The sequence below is a fragment of the Pseudomonas sp. B19125 genome, from assembly GCF_044218855.1.
Lineage (GTDB): Bacteria > Pseudomonadota > Gammaproteobacteria > Pseudomonadales > Pseudomonadaceae > Aquipseudomonas > Aquipseudomonas edaphica.
Genome location: NZ_CP162589.1, coordinates 5928871 through 5942074, shown reverse-complemented (window position 1 = coordinate 5942074; position 13204 = coordinate 5928871). Strand labels below are relative to the sequence as shown.

Annotated in this window: 17 protein-coding genes; 11 read left to right on the top strand and 6 right to left on the bottom strand. The window is 60.4% G+C overall.

What is annotated here, in order from left to right; genetic code table 11:
• Positions 1 to 45: 45 nt before the first annotated feature.
• Positions 46 to 1365 carry a histidinol dehydrogenase gene (gene hisD / locus AB4P96_RS27155; protein ID WP_017138226.1) on the top strand — a complete coding sequence of 440 codons (1320 nt, stop codon included), beginning with the start codon at positions 46 to 48 and terminating at the stop codon, positions 1363 to 1365.
• Positions 1366 to 1368: 3 nt separating this feature from the next.
• Positions 1369 to 2421 (top strand): histidinol-phosphate transaminase, encoded by a 1053-nt coding sequence (hisC, locus tag AB4P96_RS27150; protein WP_170036275.1) that lies wholly within the window; start codon positions 1369 to 1371, stop codon positions 2419 to 2421.
• 69 nt (positions 2422 to 2490) lie between these two features.
• Here hisC and AB4P96_RS27145 read toward each other — a convergent pair whose 3' ends face one another.
• Together AB4P96_RS27145 and upp are read right to left on the bottom strand one after the other, a co-directional pair.
• The gene (locus tag AB4P96_RS27145) at positions 2491 to 3765 is read right to left on the bottom strand and encodes a uracil-xanthine permease family protein (RefSeq protein ID WP_017138224.1); all 1275 of its coding nucleotides are present in this window, start codon (positions 3763 to 3765) and stop codon (positions 2491 to 2493) included.
• A gap of 2 nt (positions 3766 to 3767) precedes the next feature.
• Positions 3768 to 4406 (bottom strand): uracil phosphoribosyltransferase, encoded by a 639-nt coding sequence (gene upp, locus AB4P96_RS27140; protein WP_017138223.1) that lies wholly within the window; start codon positions 4404 to 4406, stop codon positions 3768 to 3770.
• A gap of 164 nt (positions 4407 to 4570) precedes the next feature.
• On the opposite strand from upp, the gene AB4P96_RS27135 reads away from it, so the two are divergent.
• The 4 genes from AB4P96_RS27135 (at position 4571) to AB4P96_RS27120 (ending at position 6598) form a co-directional block, all read left to right on the top strand.
• Positions 4571 to 5128, top strand: coding sequence for a hypoxanthine-guanine phosphoribosyltransferase (locus AB4P96_RS27135; protein WP_003216150.1), 558 nt, complete (start codon positions 4571 to 4573; stop codon positions 5126 to 5128).
• A gap of 3 nt (positions 5129 to 5131) precedes the next feature.
• Positions 5132 to 5599: a WbuC family cupin fold metalloprotein gene (locus tag AB4P96_RS27130; RefSeq protein WP_017138222.1), complete on the top strand. Its 468-nt coding sequence runs from the start codon at positions 5132 to 5134 to the stop codon at positions 5597 to 5599.
• A gap of 35 nt (positions 5600 to 5634) precedes the next feature.
• On the top strand, positions 5635 to 6120 hold the full coding sequence (locus AB4P96_RS27125) for a hypothetical protein (RefSeq protein ID WP_017138221.1): 486 nt from the start codon (positions 5635 to 5637) through the stop codon (positions 6118 to 6120).
• 190 nt (positions 6121 to 6310) lie between these two features.
• Positions 6311 to 6598: a PA4642 family protein gene (locus AB4P96_RS27120; protein ID WP_017138220.1), complete on the top strand. Its 288-nt coding sequence runs from the start codon at positions 6311 to 6313 to the stop codon at positions 6596 to 6598.
• Between the two features lie 92 nt (positions 6599 to 6690).
• On the opposite strand, the gene mqo is transcribed toward AB4P96_RS27120, so the two are convergent.
• Positions 6691 to 8199 carry a malate dehydrogenase (quinone) gene (gene mqo / locus AB4P96_RS27115; protein WP_138451634.1) on the bottom strand — a complete coding sequence of 503 codons (1509 nt, stop codon included), beginning with the start codon at positions 8197 to 8199 and terminating at the stop codon, positions 6691 to 6693.
• Positions 8200 to 8922: 723 nt separating this feature from the next.
• Complete coding sequence (locus AB4P96_RS27110) at positions 8923 to 9156, bottom strand: hypothetical protein (RefSeq protein WP_017138218.1); 234 nt, start codon at positions 9154 to 9156, stop codon at positions 8923 to 8925.
• Between the two features lie 182 nt (positions 9157 to 9338).
• Between AB4P96_RS27110 and AB4P96_RS27105 the strand changes: the two genes are divergently transcribed.
• Complete coding sequence (locus AB4P96_RS27105; protein ID WP_017138217.1) at positions 9339 to 9923, top strand: YajG family lipoprotein; 585 nt, start codon at positions 9339 to 9341, stop codon at positions 9921 to 9923.
• A gap of 72 nt (positions 9924 to 9995) precedes the next feature.
• On the opposite strand, the gene AB4P96_RS27100 is transcribed toward AB4P96_RS27105, so the two are convergent.
• Positions 9996 to 10205, bottom strand: coding sequence for a hypothetical protein (locus AB4P96_RS27100; RefSeq protein ID WP_056859008.1), 210 nt, complete (start codon positions 10203 to 10205; stop codon positions 9996 to 9998).
• 183 nt (positions 10206 to 10388) lie between these two features.
• Here AB4P96_RS27100 and AB4P96_RS27095 point away from each other — a divergent pair, with 183 nt between their 5' ends.
• Positions 10389 to 10646, top strand: a complete 258-nt coding sequence (locus tag AB4P96_RS27095; protein ID WP_017138215.1) for a hypothetical protein — start codon at positions 10389 to 10391, stop codon at positions 10644 to 10646.
• A gap of 120 nt (positions 10647 to 10766) precedes the next feature.
• Here AB4P96_RS27095 and AB4P96_RS27090 read toward each other — a convergent pair whose 3' ends face one another.
• Entirely contained in the window at positions 10767 to 11930 is a 1164-nt protein-coding gene (locus tag AB4P96_RS27090) for a 1-acyl-sn-glycerol-3-phosphate acyltransferase (RefSeq protein WP_026013785.1), read from the bottom strand.
• A gap of 131 nt (positions 11931 to 12061) precedes the next feature.
• Between AB4P96_RS27090 and AB4P96_RS27085 the strand changes: the two genes are divergently transcribed.
• Genes AB4P96_RS27085 through AB4P96_RS27075 form a run of 3 tightly spaced genes read left to right on the top strand, consistent with a single transcriptional unit; the run spans position 12062 to position 13172 of the window.
• Positions 12062 to 12241 carry a CPXCG motif-containing cysteine-rich protein gene (locus tag AB4P96_RS27085; RefSeq protein WP_017138213.1) on the top strand — a complete coding sequence of 60 codons (180 nt, stop codon included), beginning with the start codon at positions 12062 to 12064 and terminating at the stop codon, positions 12239 to 12241.
• A gap of 12 nt (positions 12242 to 12253) precedes the next feature.
• Positions 12254 to 12514 carry a putative signal transducing protein gene (locus tag AB4P96_RS27080; RefSeq protein ID WP_017138212.1) on the top strand — a complete coding sequence of 87 codons (261 nt, stop codon included), beginning with the start codon at positions 12254 to 12256 and terminating at the stop codon, positions 12512 to 12514.
• Positions 12515 to 12551: 37 nt separating this feature from the next.
• The gene (locus tag AB4P96_RS27075; RefSeq protein ID WP_176991350.1) at positions 12552 to 13172 is read left to right on the top strand and encodes an SOS response-associated peptidase; all 621 of its coding nucleotides are present in this window, start codon (positions 12552 to 12554) and stop codon (positions 13170 to 13172) included.
• Positions 13173 to 13204 lie beyond the last annotated feature (32 nt).

The following is a 13204-nucleotide window of genomic DNA, read 5'->3' as shown; positions in this document are numbered from 1 at the left end:
GTTTAGGGCGCCTGAGTTTTTGCCAATTCTATTGAGGCCCTCGCTATGACCACGTCCACTGCAATTGCCCGACTCAACGCTGCCGACCCGGATTTCGCCCATCATCTGGATCATCTGCTGAGCTGGGAAAGCGTGTCTGACGACTCGGTCAACCAGCGAGTGCTCGACATCATCAAGGCCGTGCGCGAGCGCGGTGATGCGGCGCTGGTGGATTTCACCCGTCAGTTCGATGGCCTGGACGTGAAGTCCATGGCCGACCTGATCCTGCCCCGTGAACGCCTGGAGCTGGCGCTGACACGCATCACTGCACCCCAGCGCGAAGCCCTGGAAGTGGCGGCGGCGCGGGTGCGCAGCTACCACGAAAAACAGAAACAGGATTCCTGGAGCTACACCGAAGCCGACGGAACCGTGCTGGGCCAAAAAGTCACGCCGCTGGACCGCGCCGGTCTGTACGTGCCCGGCGGCAAGGCCTCGTACCCGTCATCGGTACTCATGAACGCGATTCCGGCCAAAGTGGCGGGCGTGACCGAAGTGGTCATGGTGGTGCCGACCCCGCGTGGTGAAATCAACGAGCTGGTGCTGGCCGCTGCCTGCATCGCCGGTGTCGACCGCGTGTTCACCATTGGTGGTGCGCAAGCCGTTGCAGCCCTGGCCTACGGCACCGAAAGCGTGCCGAAGGTCGACAAGGTGGTTGGCCCCGGCAACATCTATGTCGCCACCGCCAAGCGCCACGTATTTGGCCAGGTCGGTATCGACATGATCGCCGGCCCTTCGGAAATTCTCGTGGTGTGTGATGGCCAGACCGACCCGGACTGGATCGCCATGGACCTGTTTTCCCAGGCCGAGCACGACGAAGACGCCCAGGCGATTCTGGTCAGCCCGGACGCCGAGTTCCTCGACAAAGTCGCCGCCAGTATCAATAAGCTGCTGCCGACCATGGAGCGCGCCGAGATCATCGAGAAGTCGATCAATGGCCGTGGTGCGCTGATTCTGGTGCGTGACATGGAACAGGCCATCGAAGTGGCCAACCGCATTGCGCCAGAGCACTTGGAGTTGTCCGTAGCCGACCCACAGGCCTGGCTGCCGTTGATCCGCCACGCCGGTGCGATCTTCATGGGCCGTCACACCAGCGAAGCCCTGGGCGACTACTGCGCCGGCCCCAACCACGTGCTGCCGACGTCCGGCACCGCGCGGTTCTCGTCGCCGCTGGGGGTGTATGACTTCCAGAAGCGCTCGTCGATTATCTTCTGCTCGCCACAAGGCGCCTCCGAACTGGGCAAGACTGCCTCGGTGCTGGCCCGTGGTGAATCGCTGAGCGCTCACGCGCGTAGCGCCGAATATCGCATCCTTGAAGAGGGGAAATGAGGCATGAGCAAATTCTGGAGCCCCTTCGTCAAGGACCTCGTGCCTTACGTACCCGGCGAACAACCGAAGCTGACCAAGCTGGTCAAGCTCAACACCAATGAAAACCCCTACGGCCCTTCGCCCAAGGCGCTGGCCGCGATGCAGGCCGAGTTGAACGACAATTTGCGCCTGTACCCGGACCCCAACAGCGACCTGCTCAAGCAGGCCGTGGCCAAGTATTACGCGGTCGACGCCAGCAAGGTGTTCCTCGGCAACGGTTCCGACGAAGTGCTGGCGCACATCTTCCACGGCCTGTTCCAGCACGACTTGCCGCTGCTGTTCCCGGACATCAGCTACAGCTTCTACCCGGTGTACTGCGGCCTGTATGGCATCAAGTCCGCCCCGGTGCCGCTGGACGAGCAATTCCAGATCCGCGTGGCCGACTACGCCAAGCCCAACGGCGGGATCATCTTCCCCAACCCGAACGCGCCGACTGGCTGCGTGCTGGCGCTGGATGCAGTGGAGCAGATCCTCAAGGCCAGCCCGGATTCGGTGGTGGTGGTCGATGAAGCCTATATCGACTTCGGCGGCGAAACCGCCATCAGCCTGGTGGATCGCTACCCGAACCTGCTGGTGACCCAGACCCTGTCCAAATCGCGCTCACTGGCCGGTTTGCGTGTAGGCCTGGCCGTGGGCCACCCGGACCTGATCGAGGCGCTGGAGCGGGTCAAGAACAGCTTCAACTCCTACCCGCTGGATCGCCTGGCGATTGTCGGCGCGGCGGCGGCTTTTGAGGACCGTGAGTACTTCGAGAAAACGTGCAAGCGGGTGATCGACAGCCGCAACACGGTGGTCGCGCAGTTGCAAGGCAAGGGCTTTGAAGTGTTGCCTTCAGCGGCCAACTTCATCTTTGCCCGTCACCCACGGCACGACGCCGCGGGTTTGGCCGCAAAGCTGCGTGAGCAAGGCGTGATCGTGCGGCACTTCAAGCAGGAGCGGATTGCCCAGTTCCTGCGGATCAGCATCGGTACGCCGGAGCAGAACCAGGCGCTGATCGATGGCCTCGGCGAGCTTTAAGCCACACTGAAGAGCAAAAAATGTGGGAGCTGGCAAGGCAGCTCCCACATTTTTTTTGCGTTGAGCCAGTTAGATCAACGGCTCATCCGGCTTCTTGTTCTTCCAGCCATCATTGCCCGGCAGCAGCAGGTTCAAACCAATCGCTACCACCGCACACAGGGCGATGCCCTTGAGGCCGAAATCATCCGGGCCAGTGCCGGTGCCGACCAGCACGCCGCCAATCCCGAACACCAAAGTCACCGACACAATCACCAGATTGCGCGCCTCACCCAGGTCGATCTTGTGGCGGATCAACGTGTTCATGCCAACCGCCGCAATCGAGCCGAACAGCAGGCACAGAATCCCGCCCATCACCGGTACCGGGATGCTTTGCAGCAACGCGCCGAACTTGCCGATAAACGCCAGGCTGATGGCAAACACGGCCGCCCAGGTCATGATTTTCGGGTTGTAGTTCTTGGTCAGCATCACCGCGCCAGTCACTTCAGCGTAGGTGGTGTTTGGCGGGCCGCCGAACAGGCCGGCAGCGGTGGTGGCAATCCCGTCACCCAGCAGGGTGCGGTGCAGGCCGGGCTTCTTCAGGTAATCGCGACCGGTCACGCTGCCCACCGCAATCACACCGCCGATATGCTCGATCGCCGGGGCCAGGGCCACCGGGACGATAAACAGGATGGCCTGCCAGTTGAACTCCGGCGCGGTGAAGTGGGGCAGGGCGAACCACGGCGCGGCGGCGATTTTCGCGGTGTCGACCACACCAAAGTAGAACGACATGGCAAAGCCGACCAGCACGCCGGAGATAATCGGCACCAGGCGGAAAATGCCTTTGCCGAATACCGCGACGATCAAGGTGGTCAGCAGCGCCGGCATCGAAATCAGCATCGCCGTCTGGTAATGGATCAGCTCGCTGCCATCGCCGGCTTTGCCCATTGCCATATTGGCGGCAATCGGCGCCATGGCCAGACCGATGGAAATGATCACCGGGCCAATCACCACAGGCGGCAGCAGGCGGTCGATGAAGCCCGTGCCTTTGACCTTAACGGCCAGGCCCAAAAAGGTATAAACGAAACCGGCCGCCATCACCCCGCCCATGGTCGCCGCGAGGCCGAACTGGCCTTTGGCGAGAATTATCGGGGTGATAAACGCAAAGCTCGATGCCAGGAATACCGGCACCTGCCGCCCTGTCACCACCTGGAACAGCAGCGTGCCCAGGCCTGCGGTGAACAGTGCGACGTTTGGATCAAGACCTGTGATCAGTGGCATCAACACCAGCGCGCCAAATGCTACAAACAGCATTTGTGCGCCAGACAGGATCTGGCGCCAAAGCGGGTCGTTGAATTCATCCTGCATGCTCACGCGTCCTTCTGCTTGGTGCCGAAGATCTTGTCACCGGCATCGCCCAGGCCTGGGATGATGTAGCCGTGTTCGTTCAAGCGCTCGTCGATGGAGGCGGTGTAGATCTGCACGTCCGGGTGAGCCTTTTCGACGGCAGCGATGCCTTCGGGGGCAGCTACCAGCACCATGGCGCGGATGTCCTTGCAGCCAGCTTTTTTCAGCAGGTCGATGGTGGCAACCATGGAGCTGCCGGTGGCGAGCATCGGGTCGATGATCATTGCCAGGCGTTCGTTGATTTCCGGGACGAGTTTTTCCAGGTAGGTGTGCGCCTGCAAGGTTTCTTCATTACGAGCCACGCCCACGGCGCTGACTTTGGCGCCCGGGATCAGGCTGAGCACGCCTTCGAGCATGCCGATACCGGCGCGCAGGATAGGCACTACGGTGATTTTCTTACCGGCGATTTTCTCTACTTGTACGGGACCGGCCCAACCGGGGATCTCGTAGGTTTCCAGCGGCAAATCCTTGGTCGCTTCATAAGTCAGCAGCGCTCCGACTTCCTGAGCAAGCTCACGGAAATTCTTCGTGCTAATGTCGGCACGGCGCATAAGGCCGAGTTTGTGTCGGATCAGCGGGTGGCGGATCTCGCGAGTGGGCATGGGAAAGGCTCCGGCGGCGGGCAAAAAAACCGGCCTAGATTAATCTATCCGAGGGTGTTGTCCTATAGACATCTAGTACGTTAGTCCATTAAGGCTTGATCGTTGCGCCTCACATGCGTACCTTTGCCCGCTTTTCTTGCCACAGCACCCCCTTGGAGAGCGCCATGTCCGCTGATCTCGAGCATATCCGTCAAATCATGCGCGAGGCTGACTGCCTGTACACCGAAGCGCAAGTCGAAGAAGCGATCGCCAAGGTCGGCGCACACATCAGCCGCGAAATGGCCGACACCAACCCGGTGGTCTTCTGCGTGATGAACGGCGGCCTGATTTTCGCCGGCAAATTGCTGACTCATCTGCAATTCCCGCTGGAAGCCTCCTACCTGCACGCCACCCGTTATCGCAACGAGACCAGCGGCGGCGACCTGTTCTGGAAAGCCAAGCCGGAAGTGTCGTTCATCGACCGCGACGTGCTGATCATCGACGACATCCTCGATGAAGGTCACACCCTGGGCGCGATCATCGACTTCTGCAAACATGCCGGCGCGCGCAAAGTGCACACCGCCGTACTGATCGACAAAGACCACGACCGCAAAGCCCGTCCGGACCTCAAAGCCGATTACGTCGGCCTGCCGTGCATTGACCGCTACATCTTCGGCTACGGCATGGACTACAAAGGCTACTGGCGTAACGCCAATGGCATCTACGCGGTTAAAGGGATGTAAACCATGGTGCGCTTTCTTGATCAGACGCTGTTCGCGCAATTGGCCGAGAAAGCCGCCGCCAGCCCTCGCGGCCGGCACCATCACAACTTCCATCAGATGGAAGAACCCTGCCATCGCCTGGCCGTTGGCCTGCAACCCGACACCTATGTGCCGCCGCATCGGCACCTGCGTGCCGACAAGGCGGAAACCCTGTTGGTGCTCAAGGGCAGCCTCGGCTTACTGGTGTTCAGCGATACCGGCGAGGTGATTGCCAAGCGCATTCTGCAGGCGGGCGGTGAGTGTGCAGGCGTCGATCTGCCGCCAGGCGTGTTTCATGGCCTGGTGGTTCTGGAGCCTGACAGTGTGATGTTTGAATGCAAGGCCGGGCCGTATCGCCCGATAGGCGAGGGCGAGTCACCCGACTGGGCGCCCCGCGAAGGCGATTCCGGTGTGGCCGAGTATCAACGCTGGATGCTCGCCCAGTTCGATTGAGCTACAGTGCTCGGCCTTCTTCTACGGAGCGGCCCATGAGCCTGTTGACACGCACCTGCGCCGCCCTGGCGTTGACTCTCAGTTTGCCACTGGCTGCCGCGCCCGCGCCGATGCACAGCCAGTTCCTGCCGCCCGATGACCTGACCCTGCGTGCGCAAACGCCCGACCAGCAGCAACTGCTGCAAGTTACCGAGTATGCGGTGGTGGTGGGTAACCAGCGGCAGTCGACGCAACAGCCAATTCCGGTGACCTCGCCGTTGATGATCCGCCTCAAGGGGAAATCCCTGAACAAGGGCGCGACGATCAGTCAGGTGGTGCTCAATTTTGATGCCGAAAGCAAAAGCCTGAAAAAGCCGATGTTCGATGACGCCAGCAAAACCCTGACCCTGTCTTACCCAATGGCGCAATATCGAGTGATTGTCGACCTGCTGCGCAATGACACGGTGTATGTGCAGTTCCTCAGTTATACCAATGGGCATATCTGGGCGGATCTGCACACAGGGGCCGTACGCGCAAAGTAATTAAGCCGAATGCAGTCAATGTGGGAGCTGGCTTGCCTGCGATGGCGGCGGGTCAGTTGGCCCAACTGTCACTGATGCACCGCTATCGCAGGCAAGCCGGCTCCCACATGAGTGTTTGGTTGTTTTCGAAGGTGGTGTCTGGCAGGTAGACTCCCAATCCCGTGTAAATGTCTGCAGGCTGGAGTCGGTAATGCGTAAAGATAAGAAACAGGTGATTGGTGACGAGATCGGCGACGACCAGATCAAGTTGTTCCTGGATTTTGAGCCAGTCGACGCGACTTCACCGTCCCTGCACAAGCTGATCAAGGCCTACCGTGGCCTGCGTATCGACGACTTCGAGCGCTTCCTGGGCTTTTTCAAGGAAGCTGGCCTGGACCTGGATGGTAAGGACGAGCACGGCAAGACCTTCGTCGAGCTGATCAAGGACCAGCGCAACGCGCCTGAGTACATCGAGCTGATCGAAAACGCTCGCGGCTGATTATCCCGGCCACAAAAAAACGCCCCGAAGGGCGTTTGATCGTTCCCACGCTCCGCGTGGGAATGCCTCCACTGACGCTCCGCGTCAAGACCTCAAGCGAAGCTTTCAGCCTCGTTGCTTTGCGCAACCAGCTCCAGGCTGATGTTGTTCTGCGCATTGATCTTGCGATACAGCTCAGCGTCCGTCTCCAGCACTTTTTCCCTCGCCGGGAAGATCTCGTGCAGCTTGGCCGCCCACTCACCAGCAGCCTTGGCCGGGAAGCAGCGCTCGATCAGTTCCAGCATGATCGAAACCGTCACCGAAGCGCCTGGGGACGCACCCAGCAGGGCCGCCAGCGAGCCGTCTTTGGCCGCGACCAGCTCGGTGCCAAATTGCAGCACGCCGCCTTTTTTCGGGTCTTTCTTGATGATCTGCACCCGTTGTCCGGCCACTTCCAGGCGCCAGTCTTCGGCTTTGGCTTGCGGGTAGAAGCGACGCAGTGATTCCAGGCGCTGCTCCATGGACTGCATCACTTCGCTGACCAGGTATTTGGTCAGGTCCATGTTGTCGCGAGCGACCGCCAGCATCGGGCCGATATTGCCGGCGCGAACCGACAGCGGCAGGTCGAGGAACGAGCCGTGCTTGAGGAACTTGGTGGTGAAGCCGGCGTATGGCCCGAACAGCAGGGATTTCTGGCCATCGACCACGCGGGTGTCCAGGTGCGGCACGGACATCGGCGGCGAGCCCACGGCGGCCTGGCTGTAGACCTTGGCCTGGTGGTGCTTGACCACTTCCGGGTTGTCGCAACGCAGCCACTGGCCACTGACCGGGAAGCCGCCGAAGCCTTTGCTTTCTTCGATGCCCGAAGCTTGCAGCAGCGGCAGGGCCGCGCCACCGGCGCCGAGGAACACGAACTTGGCGTCGACTTCGCGGGTGTTGCCGCTATTGACGTCCTTGATGCTCACGGTCCAGCCCGCGCCATTGCGCTTGAGGCCGGTAACGCGCTTGCTGTACTTGACCTGGGCATCCGGTGCGCTGGTCAGGTGCGACAGCAGTTGGTTGGTCAGGGCGCCGAAATTGACGTCGGTGCCGTTCATCACGCGGGTGGCCGCGATTTTTTCGTCGAGCGGGCGGCCCGGCATCATCAGCGGCATCCACTCGGCCATCTCATTGCGGTCTTCGGTGTAATGCATGTCCGAGAACGCATGGTGCTGGCTGAGGGTTTCAAAGCGTTTCTTGAGGAAAGACACGCCTTTGTCGCCTTGCACGAAGCTCAGGTGCGGCACCGGGCTGATAAAGGACTTGGACGAGCCAAAGGTGCCCTTTTTGGTCAGGTAAGCCCAGAACTGCTTCGACACCTCGAACTGGGTGTTGATGTGCACGGCTTTCTTGATATCGATGGAGCCGTCGCCAGCCTGCGGCGTGTAGTTCAGCTCACACAGCCCGGCGTGGCCGGTGCCGGCGTTGTTCCACGGGTTGGAACTCTCCGCGGCACCCGAATCCATCAGCTCAACGACTTCCAGCTTGAGGCCGGGGTCGAGCTCTTTGAGCAATACGGCCAGGGTGGCACTCATGATGCCGGCCCCTACCAGTACTACGTCGACTGCTTCGTTATGCGCCATTTAACGCGTCTCCAAAATCTGCAGCACCAAATTGACGGCATGGCTGCCAGGAGTGACGGGGCGGTTCACGTGTTGCCCCAGGTTACCCATGGCCAGGATCGCCATGTCCGTTTCGCAATTCTTTGCAACTTCAGCACACGCTTCCTGCCAGGCTAATCTGCCTATGAACGCATTCATGGGCGCCTGTGGCAATTCGACTTATGGTCAAAGCGTGCGATTTGTGCAATCAAACCGTAGCGGACAGGCTCAAGCTCCGGTGTTTGAGGAGTACTCGGTCCTGTGTGGTTGGGCTGTTCCAGACGCTGATGGTGCTTGTACAAACGCCAAACTATTCATTTGCTCGCCACACTCTTGTGAAGTTGTGAAAACCCGTTTTTTTCACGCTCTTTTGAAGACGTGAACCTCAAAAAAGGGCTGCCCCAGCCTGGCACCTGGCCCGTAAACCCCTGCCGACACGCGGCAAGACGGGCAAACAACTCAAGTGGCCGAGCGCAATGGCAGCTCTGGCAGATTCGGTAAAGAGGGGTGGTTTGCAAAGAAAACAGCAAGCGCGCCAGCTTCACTCGATCTGTGTGGGCGGCTCTCTGTGGGCGATTGGGGGGTTAATACCGAGGCATTAACGATGCTGCGAGGCCCGATCAGGAGACGTCCTTATAATCGGGGGGAGATTGTAGCGAAGAACGCCAGGGAAATGGGCGTGTTTTGTGACTTTTATTAGGGCGTTCAGGAAGCCAGTGCGTGCCGCGAGTGCGTGTGGGCAACCCGTGGGCTGATTCGGGCGTTCATTGGCAGTGGGCGGTGCATCCAGCCCAGATGTGTCTCCGTGACTTCCACCCAGCCCTCGCCCACGGGTGGCAGGCTGCACTGCTTGAACGCCACGCAATGGCCATTGGCATCGAGCCGTGCGTAGTGGCGATGGCGGGGGTGGGACATGAACAATGATTTAAGAAGGCGCATGGCTTTGTACCTGTTACGTTACATGCTTGAAGGTTGCCAGTGTGCCATGACAGTGGAGTGACGAAATTATGCGAAATTGTAATTTCAGCCCGCCTTCAGCTGCCGTTCAGGATGGCTGGTGAGTGGCCCACATGCGCCGTTATACTGGCGGCCTGTTTGCACCTAGTCCTGGAGAAATGAGTATGTTGCAACGCCTGTTGTTCGGTTTGATCACTGTGACCAGTTTGACCCTGGTTGGCTGCGCCAACAGCCCGCAACAACTCAGCCCGCAACCTAAAGTCACGGCGCAACTGGCGCCTGTCGGCCACGGCCAGCCGGTATCGGTGCGCGTGGTAGATGGTCGTCCTTCGCCAACCCTGGGTTCCCGTGGTGGTCTGTACCCTGAGACCGCGCTGATTTCGGTACAAGGCCAGGACGTGCTGCCCAAGCTGCAAGCCCAGGCTGAAGCCGCCGTGCGCCTGCTGGGCTTCACCCCGGCCAACTCGCCGGGCGCGCCGCAGTTGACCATCACCCTGGCTGAGCTGAAGTACCAGTCGCCCAAAGAAGGCCTGTATGTGACGGAAGCCTCCATCGGCGCGACCTTCAAGTCCGACGTCAGCGCCGGCACACGCCGCTACAGTGGCCGCTACGGCGCGTCCCTGAACCAGCGCTTCGGTATGTCGCCGAACCAGGAAACCAACACCAAGCTGGTCAGCGACGTGTTGAGTGATGCCCTGACGCGCTTGTTCAAAGACCCGAGCATCGGTTCGCTTCTCAACGCGCAGTAACCGTCAGGCGGGCGCGCAACGCCCCCATCGCCGGGCTCAGCAATGAGCCCGGTTTTTTTATGCCTGTAGCCTTCATGCAGCCGTTTCGACATAAAAGTCCAGCACACTCACGCCAGTGAGCAGGTCCAGCTCCGGCAGGTCGGCATGCTGGTGCCCGCCGAGCGCGCAATACACCAGCCAGTGGCGGTCCTGGACGTTGAATGCGAGGCCGCCGACCAGCGCTTCCTGTTCATCGTTCTGGGCCATCAGGTACAGCCGATCCTGGTTTTGTGCGTGCAGCATGACAAGCTCCCAAGCGTTCGAAGGGCAACAGAGTGGCTTGTTAAGGTGACGTTCAGGTGACGCTGTAAATTACTGGATACATTAACCGTACATGGGGGACGGAACGTTTCAGCGGCAGGAGGCCAATATCATTCAGGTTTGTATCTGAATTGATACCAAGACACTCGTCTACCGAGGTTTGCGATGGCGCTGCCCGCACTGCTGATCAATGCTGTGGCTTTATTGGTGGCCTGCCCGGGTGCAGCGCTGCTGTTCATTACCCGCCTGCGCGAGCAGCGAGCGCTGGCCGACCTGACCGCCCAAAGCGAAGACCGCGCGATCGACCAACCGATGTTGTTTCTGGATGTGCGTACCGAACGGTCGCATCGCCTGGCTTACCGCGTCGGGTTTGCCTGCCTCGGCCTGGCGCTGGCCGTGTCCTGGCTCAGCACCCACCTCTAAAACCACCGAAAGACCAATGTGGGAGCTGGCTTGCCCGCGATAGCAGTGTGCCAGTCGATAGATTCGGTTCTGACACGCCGCCATCGCGGGCAAGCCCGCTCCCACATTTTGGTTTGGTATTTACAGAGGAATCCCGGCCTTGACCCGGTATTGATTCCTCACCGGCGTCGCATACTGCGTCACCAAGTACGGCCGGTGTTCCACCGGGCATTCATTCAAGCGCCGTTCCCACTCCGCTTTGGCCTTGGCCAGCTCATCGGCCGGGAACACCTCGGCTGCCGCCGGCACCTGCAATTGCGGGTCGGCGTCGCTCCACTGCGCATACGCCAGGTAATGCACCGGGAACAGGCGATAACCGCCGAGAATCTGGCGGTCCATTTCTACGGCCAACAGTTTGGTGTCTTCAAAGCGTTCGGTGATCGGCGGTGCGAAGTTCACGTGCACGCGGCCCTTGTAGCCGGTAATGCCCAGCGCAATGCTCACATCGTCTTCACCTGGCGCCTTGCTGTAGGTGCCGGTGGTGGCGCGGATGTACAGCTCGCGGGCCTTGGCGCTGTCGCATGGGTCGTATTCATAGCTGATCGACACCGGCGTCAGGTTCAGCGACTGGATCACCTCTGCAAACGGCTCGTCCTTGCGGCTGACGTGGAACATCTTGAGGATCGCCGACTCGGTGCGATCATCCCCGTCCTTGGCCCGCCCTTCGGCCTGGGCGATCCAGATCGACTGGCAGTCGTTGCGGATCGAATGGTTGATATAGGCCGACAGCAGGTTATACGCCGCCATCTTCTCCTTTCGCCCAGTGATCGAGCGGTGCACGATAAAGCTCTTGTTCAGGCGCATCAGGTCGCTGACAAACGGCTTTTGCAGCAGGTTGTCGCCGATGGCGATGCGTGGCGTCGGCAGGCCGGCGTGGTACACGGCATAGTTGACGAAGGCCGGGTCCATCACGATATCGCGGTGGTTGGCCAGAAACAGATAGGCGGTGCCGGACTTGAGCTGCTCGACGCCGGTATAAGTCACGCCGTCGGTCGCCCGATCTATGGTGTGATCGACGTAGTACTCGACTTTGTCCTGCAGCGTGGCCACGGTGGTGACGCCGGCAAATTCACGGCGCAGTTTGCGGGCGATCATCGGCTTGAGCAGCCAGCCCAGGGCGCCGGCAAAGCGCGGGAAGCGAAAGTGAGTCAGGATGTCCAGAAAGGCCTTGTCACTGAACAGGCGCGCCAGCACGGCCGGGACTTCGCTGTCGTTGTAAGGTCGGATGGTATCGAATTCGCCCATCATGCTCTCTTGTTAGAAACGGCTAGGGTAAGTAAAGGAAATATCAGGGTGCGGCCGCAATATTGGCTCTGCCGTGAATAGCCCTGTAAATAGACCGGCGATTATACGCACAAGTCACCTGGGAGACCGCGATGGAAGAGGAGTCGTACGAATGTCCTTATTGTGGAGAGGTGGTCACGGCGTTGCTGGACCTGTCGGGAGGCGATCAGCAATATATAGAGGATTGCCCGGTGTGCTGCCGGCCCATTACTTTCGAGCTACAGGTGCATGATGACGAATGGATGCTGAACGTGCGCAGCGAAAACGAGTAACAGGTACACCCCATGCAGCGAATCTACGAACCGGAAAACCTGATGGAGGGCGAGCTGCTGCAACAGATGCTTGCCAGTGAAGGCATCGAGGCGCACCTGGTGGGGCGCCATTTGCTCGGTGGGACCGGCGAGTTGCCGATCTTCGGCCTGTTGGGCCTGGAAGTCGACAACGACCAGGCCGCCTACGCCCGCGAATTGATTACGGCCTATAACGGCGCGCAACCCATGCCCGGCGATGAACCCGACAGCTTCCCCGACGTGTTGGTCTGTTAGGCTGTCGGTCGGTTTACCCCAAGAGTCGTGTTGCCCCATGTGTGGACGTTATGCCCTGTTTCGCTGGAACCCTTCCTTTGCTGCCTTGCCGGGCTTCCCGGCCGACCAGCAGGCCCAGTGGAACATCTCCCCGAATGATTCGGTGCTGATCCAGCGCCTGAGCGAAGGCCAGCGCACCCTGGCCCGTGCGCGCTGGGGCCTCACGCCACCGTGGCTCACCGACCTTTCGCGCACGCCAGCCCACGCGCGCGCCGAAACCCTGGCCGAACAACCGATGTTTCGCGAAGCCTTGCGCCAGCGCCGTTGCCTGCTGCCGGCCAACGGTTTCTACGAATGGCGCGGCACCCAGCGTAAACGCCCGTATTGGCTGACGCCGGGTGAAGGCTCGACACTGTTTTTTGCGGCGATCTGGGAAGCGTATCCGGTGCAAGAGCAGGTGTGGCTGAGTACGGCGGTGGTGACCCAGGCCGCGCAGAGTCAGCGGCGGCCGTTGATTCTGGAGGCGGCAGGGCAAGAGGCGTGGTTGAATCCTGAGACGCCGCTGCACGTGTTGCAGGGCTTGTTGGCCAGCGAGCCTGCCGCGTTGCGCGAGCGGGTGTTGGCCAATATGGTCAATGATCCGAAGTTGAATGGGCCGGAGTGTCTGACCCCAGGTTGAGGTTGGCTTTGCTGGACTCATCGCAGGCAAGC

Excerpts from the sequence above, each read along its gene's own strand:
- AB4P96_RS27130 (WP_017138222.1), top strand. The coding sequence starts at position 5,132 with ATGGTGCGCTTTCTTGATCAGACGCTGTTCGCGCAATTGGCCGAGAAA.
- AB4P96_RS27135 (WP_003216150.1), top strand. The coding sequence starts at position 4,571 with ATGTCCGCTGATCTCGAGCATATCCGTCAAATCATGCGCGAGGCTGAC.
- AB4P96_RS27145 (WP_017138224.1), bottom strand. The coding sequence starts at position 3,765 with ATGCAGGATGAATTCAACGACCCGCTTTGGCGCCAGATCCTGTCTGGC.
- AB4P96_RS27100 (WP_056859008.1), bottom strand. The coding sequence starts at position 10,205 with ATGCTGCACGCACAAAACCAGGATCGGCTGTACCTGATGGCCCAGAAC.
- AB4P96_RS27080 (WP_017138212.1), top strand. The coding sequence starts at position 12,254 with ATGCAGCGAATCTACGAACCGGAAAACCTGATGGAGGGCGAGCTGCTG.
- upp (WP_017138223.1), bottom strand. The coding sequence starts at position 4,406 with ATGCCCACTCGCGAGATCCGCCACCCGCTGATCCGACACAAACTCGGC.
- mqo (WP_138451634.1), bottom strand. The coding sequence starts at position 8,199 with ATGGCGCATAACGAAGCAGTCGACGTAGTACTGGTAGGGGCCGGCATC.
- AB4P96_RS27090 (WP_026013785.1), bottom strand. The coding sequence starts at position 11,930 with ATGGGCGAATTCGATACCATCCGACCTTACAACGACAGCGAAGTCCCG.
- hisC (WP_170036275.1), top strand. The coding sequence starts at position 1,369 with ATGAGCAAATTCTGGAGCCCCTTCGTCAAGGACCTCGTGCCTTACGTA.
- AB4P96_RS27125 (WP_017138221.1), top strand. The coding sequence starts at position 5,635 with ATGAGCCTGTTGACACGCACCTGCGCCGCCCTGGCGTTGACTCTCAGT.
- AB4P96_RS27120 (WP_017138220.1), top strand. The coding sequence starts at position 6,311 with ATGCGTAAAGATAAGAAACAGGTGATTGGTGACGAGATCGGCGACGAC.
- hisD (WP_017138226.1), top strand. The coding sequence starts at position 46 with ATGACCACGTCCACTGCAATTGCCCGACTCAACGCTGCCGACCCGGAT.
- AB4P96_RS27085 (WP_017138213.1), top strand. The coding sequence starts at position 12,062 with ATGGAAGAGGAGTCGTACGAATGTCCTTATTGTGGAGAGGTGGTCACG.
- AB4P96_RS27095 (WP_017138215.1), top strand. The coding sequence starts at position 10,389 with ATGGCGCTGCCCGCACTGCTGATCAATGCTGTGGCTTTATTGGTGGCC.
- AB4P96_RS27105 (WP_017138217.1), top strand. The coding sequence starts at position 9,339 with ATGTTGCAACGCCTGTTGTTCGGTTTGATCACTGTGACCAGTTTGACC.
- AB4P96_RS27110 (WP_017138218.1), bottom strand. The coding sequence starts at position 9,156 with ATGCGCCTTCTTAAATCATTGTTCATGTCCCACCCCCGCCATCGCCAC.
- AB4P96_RS27075 (WP_176991350.1), top strand. The coding sequence starts at position 12,552 with ATGTGTGGACGTTATGCCCTGTTTCGCTGGAACCCTTCCTTTGCTGCC.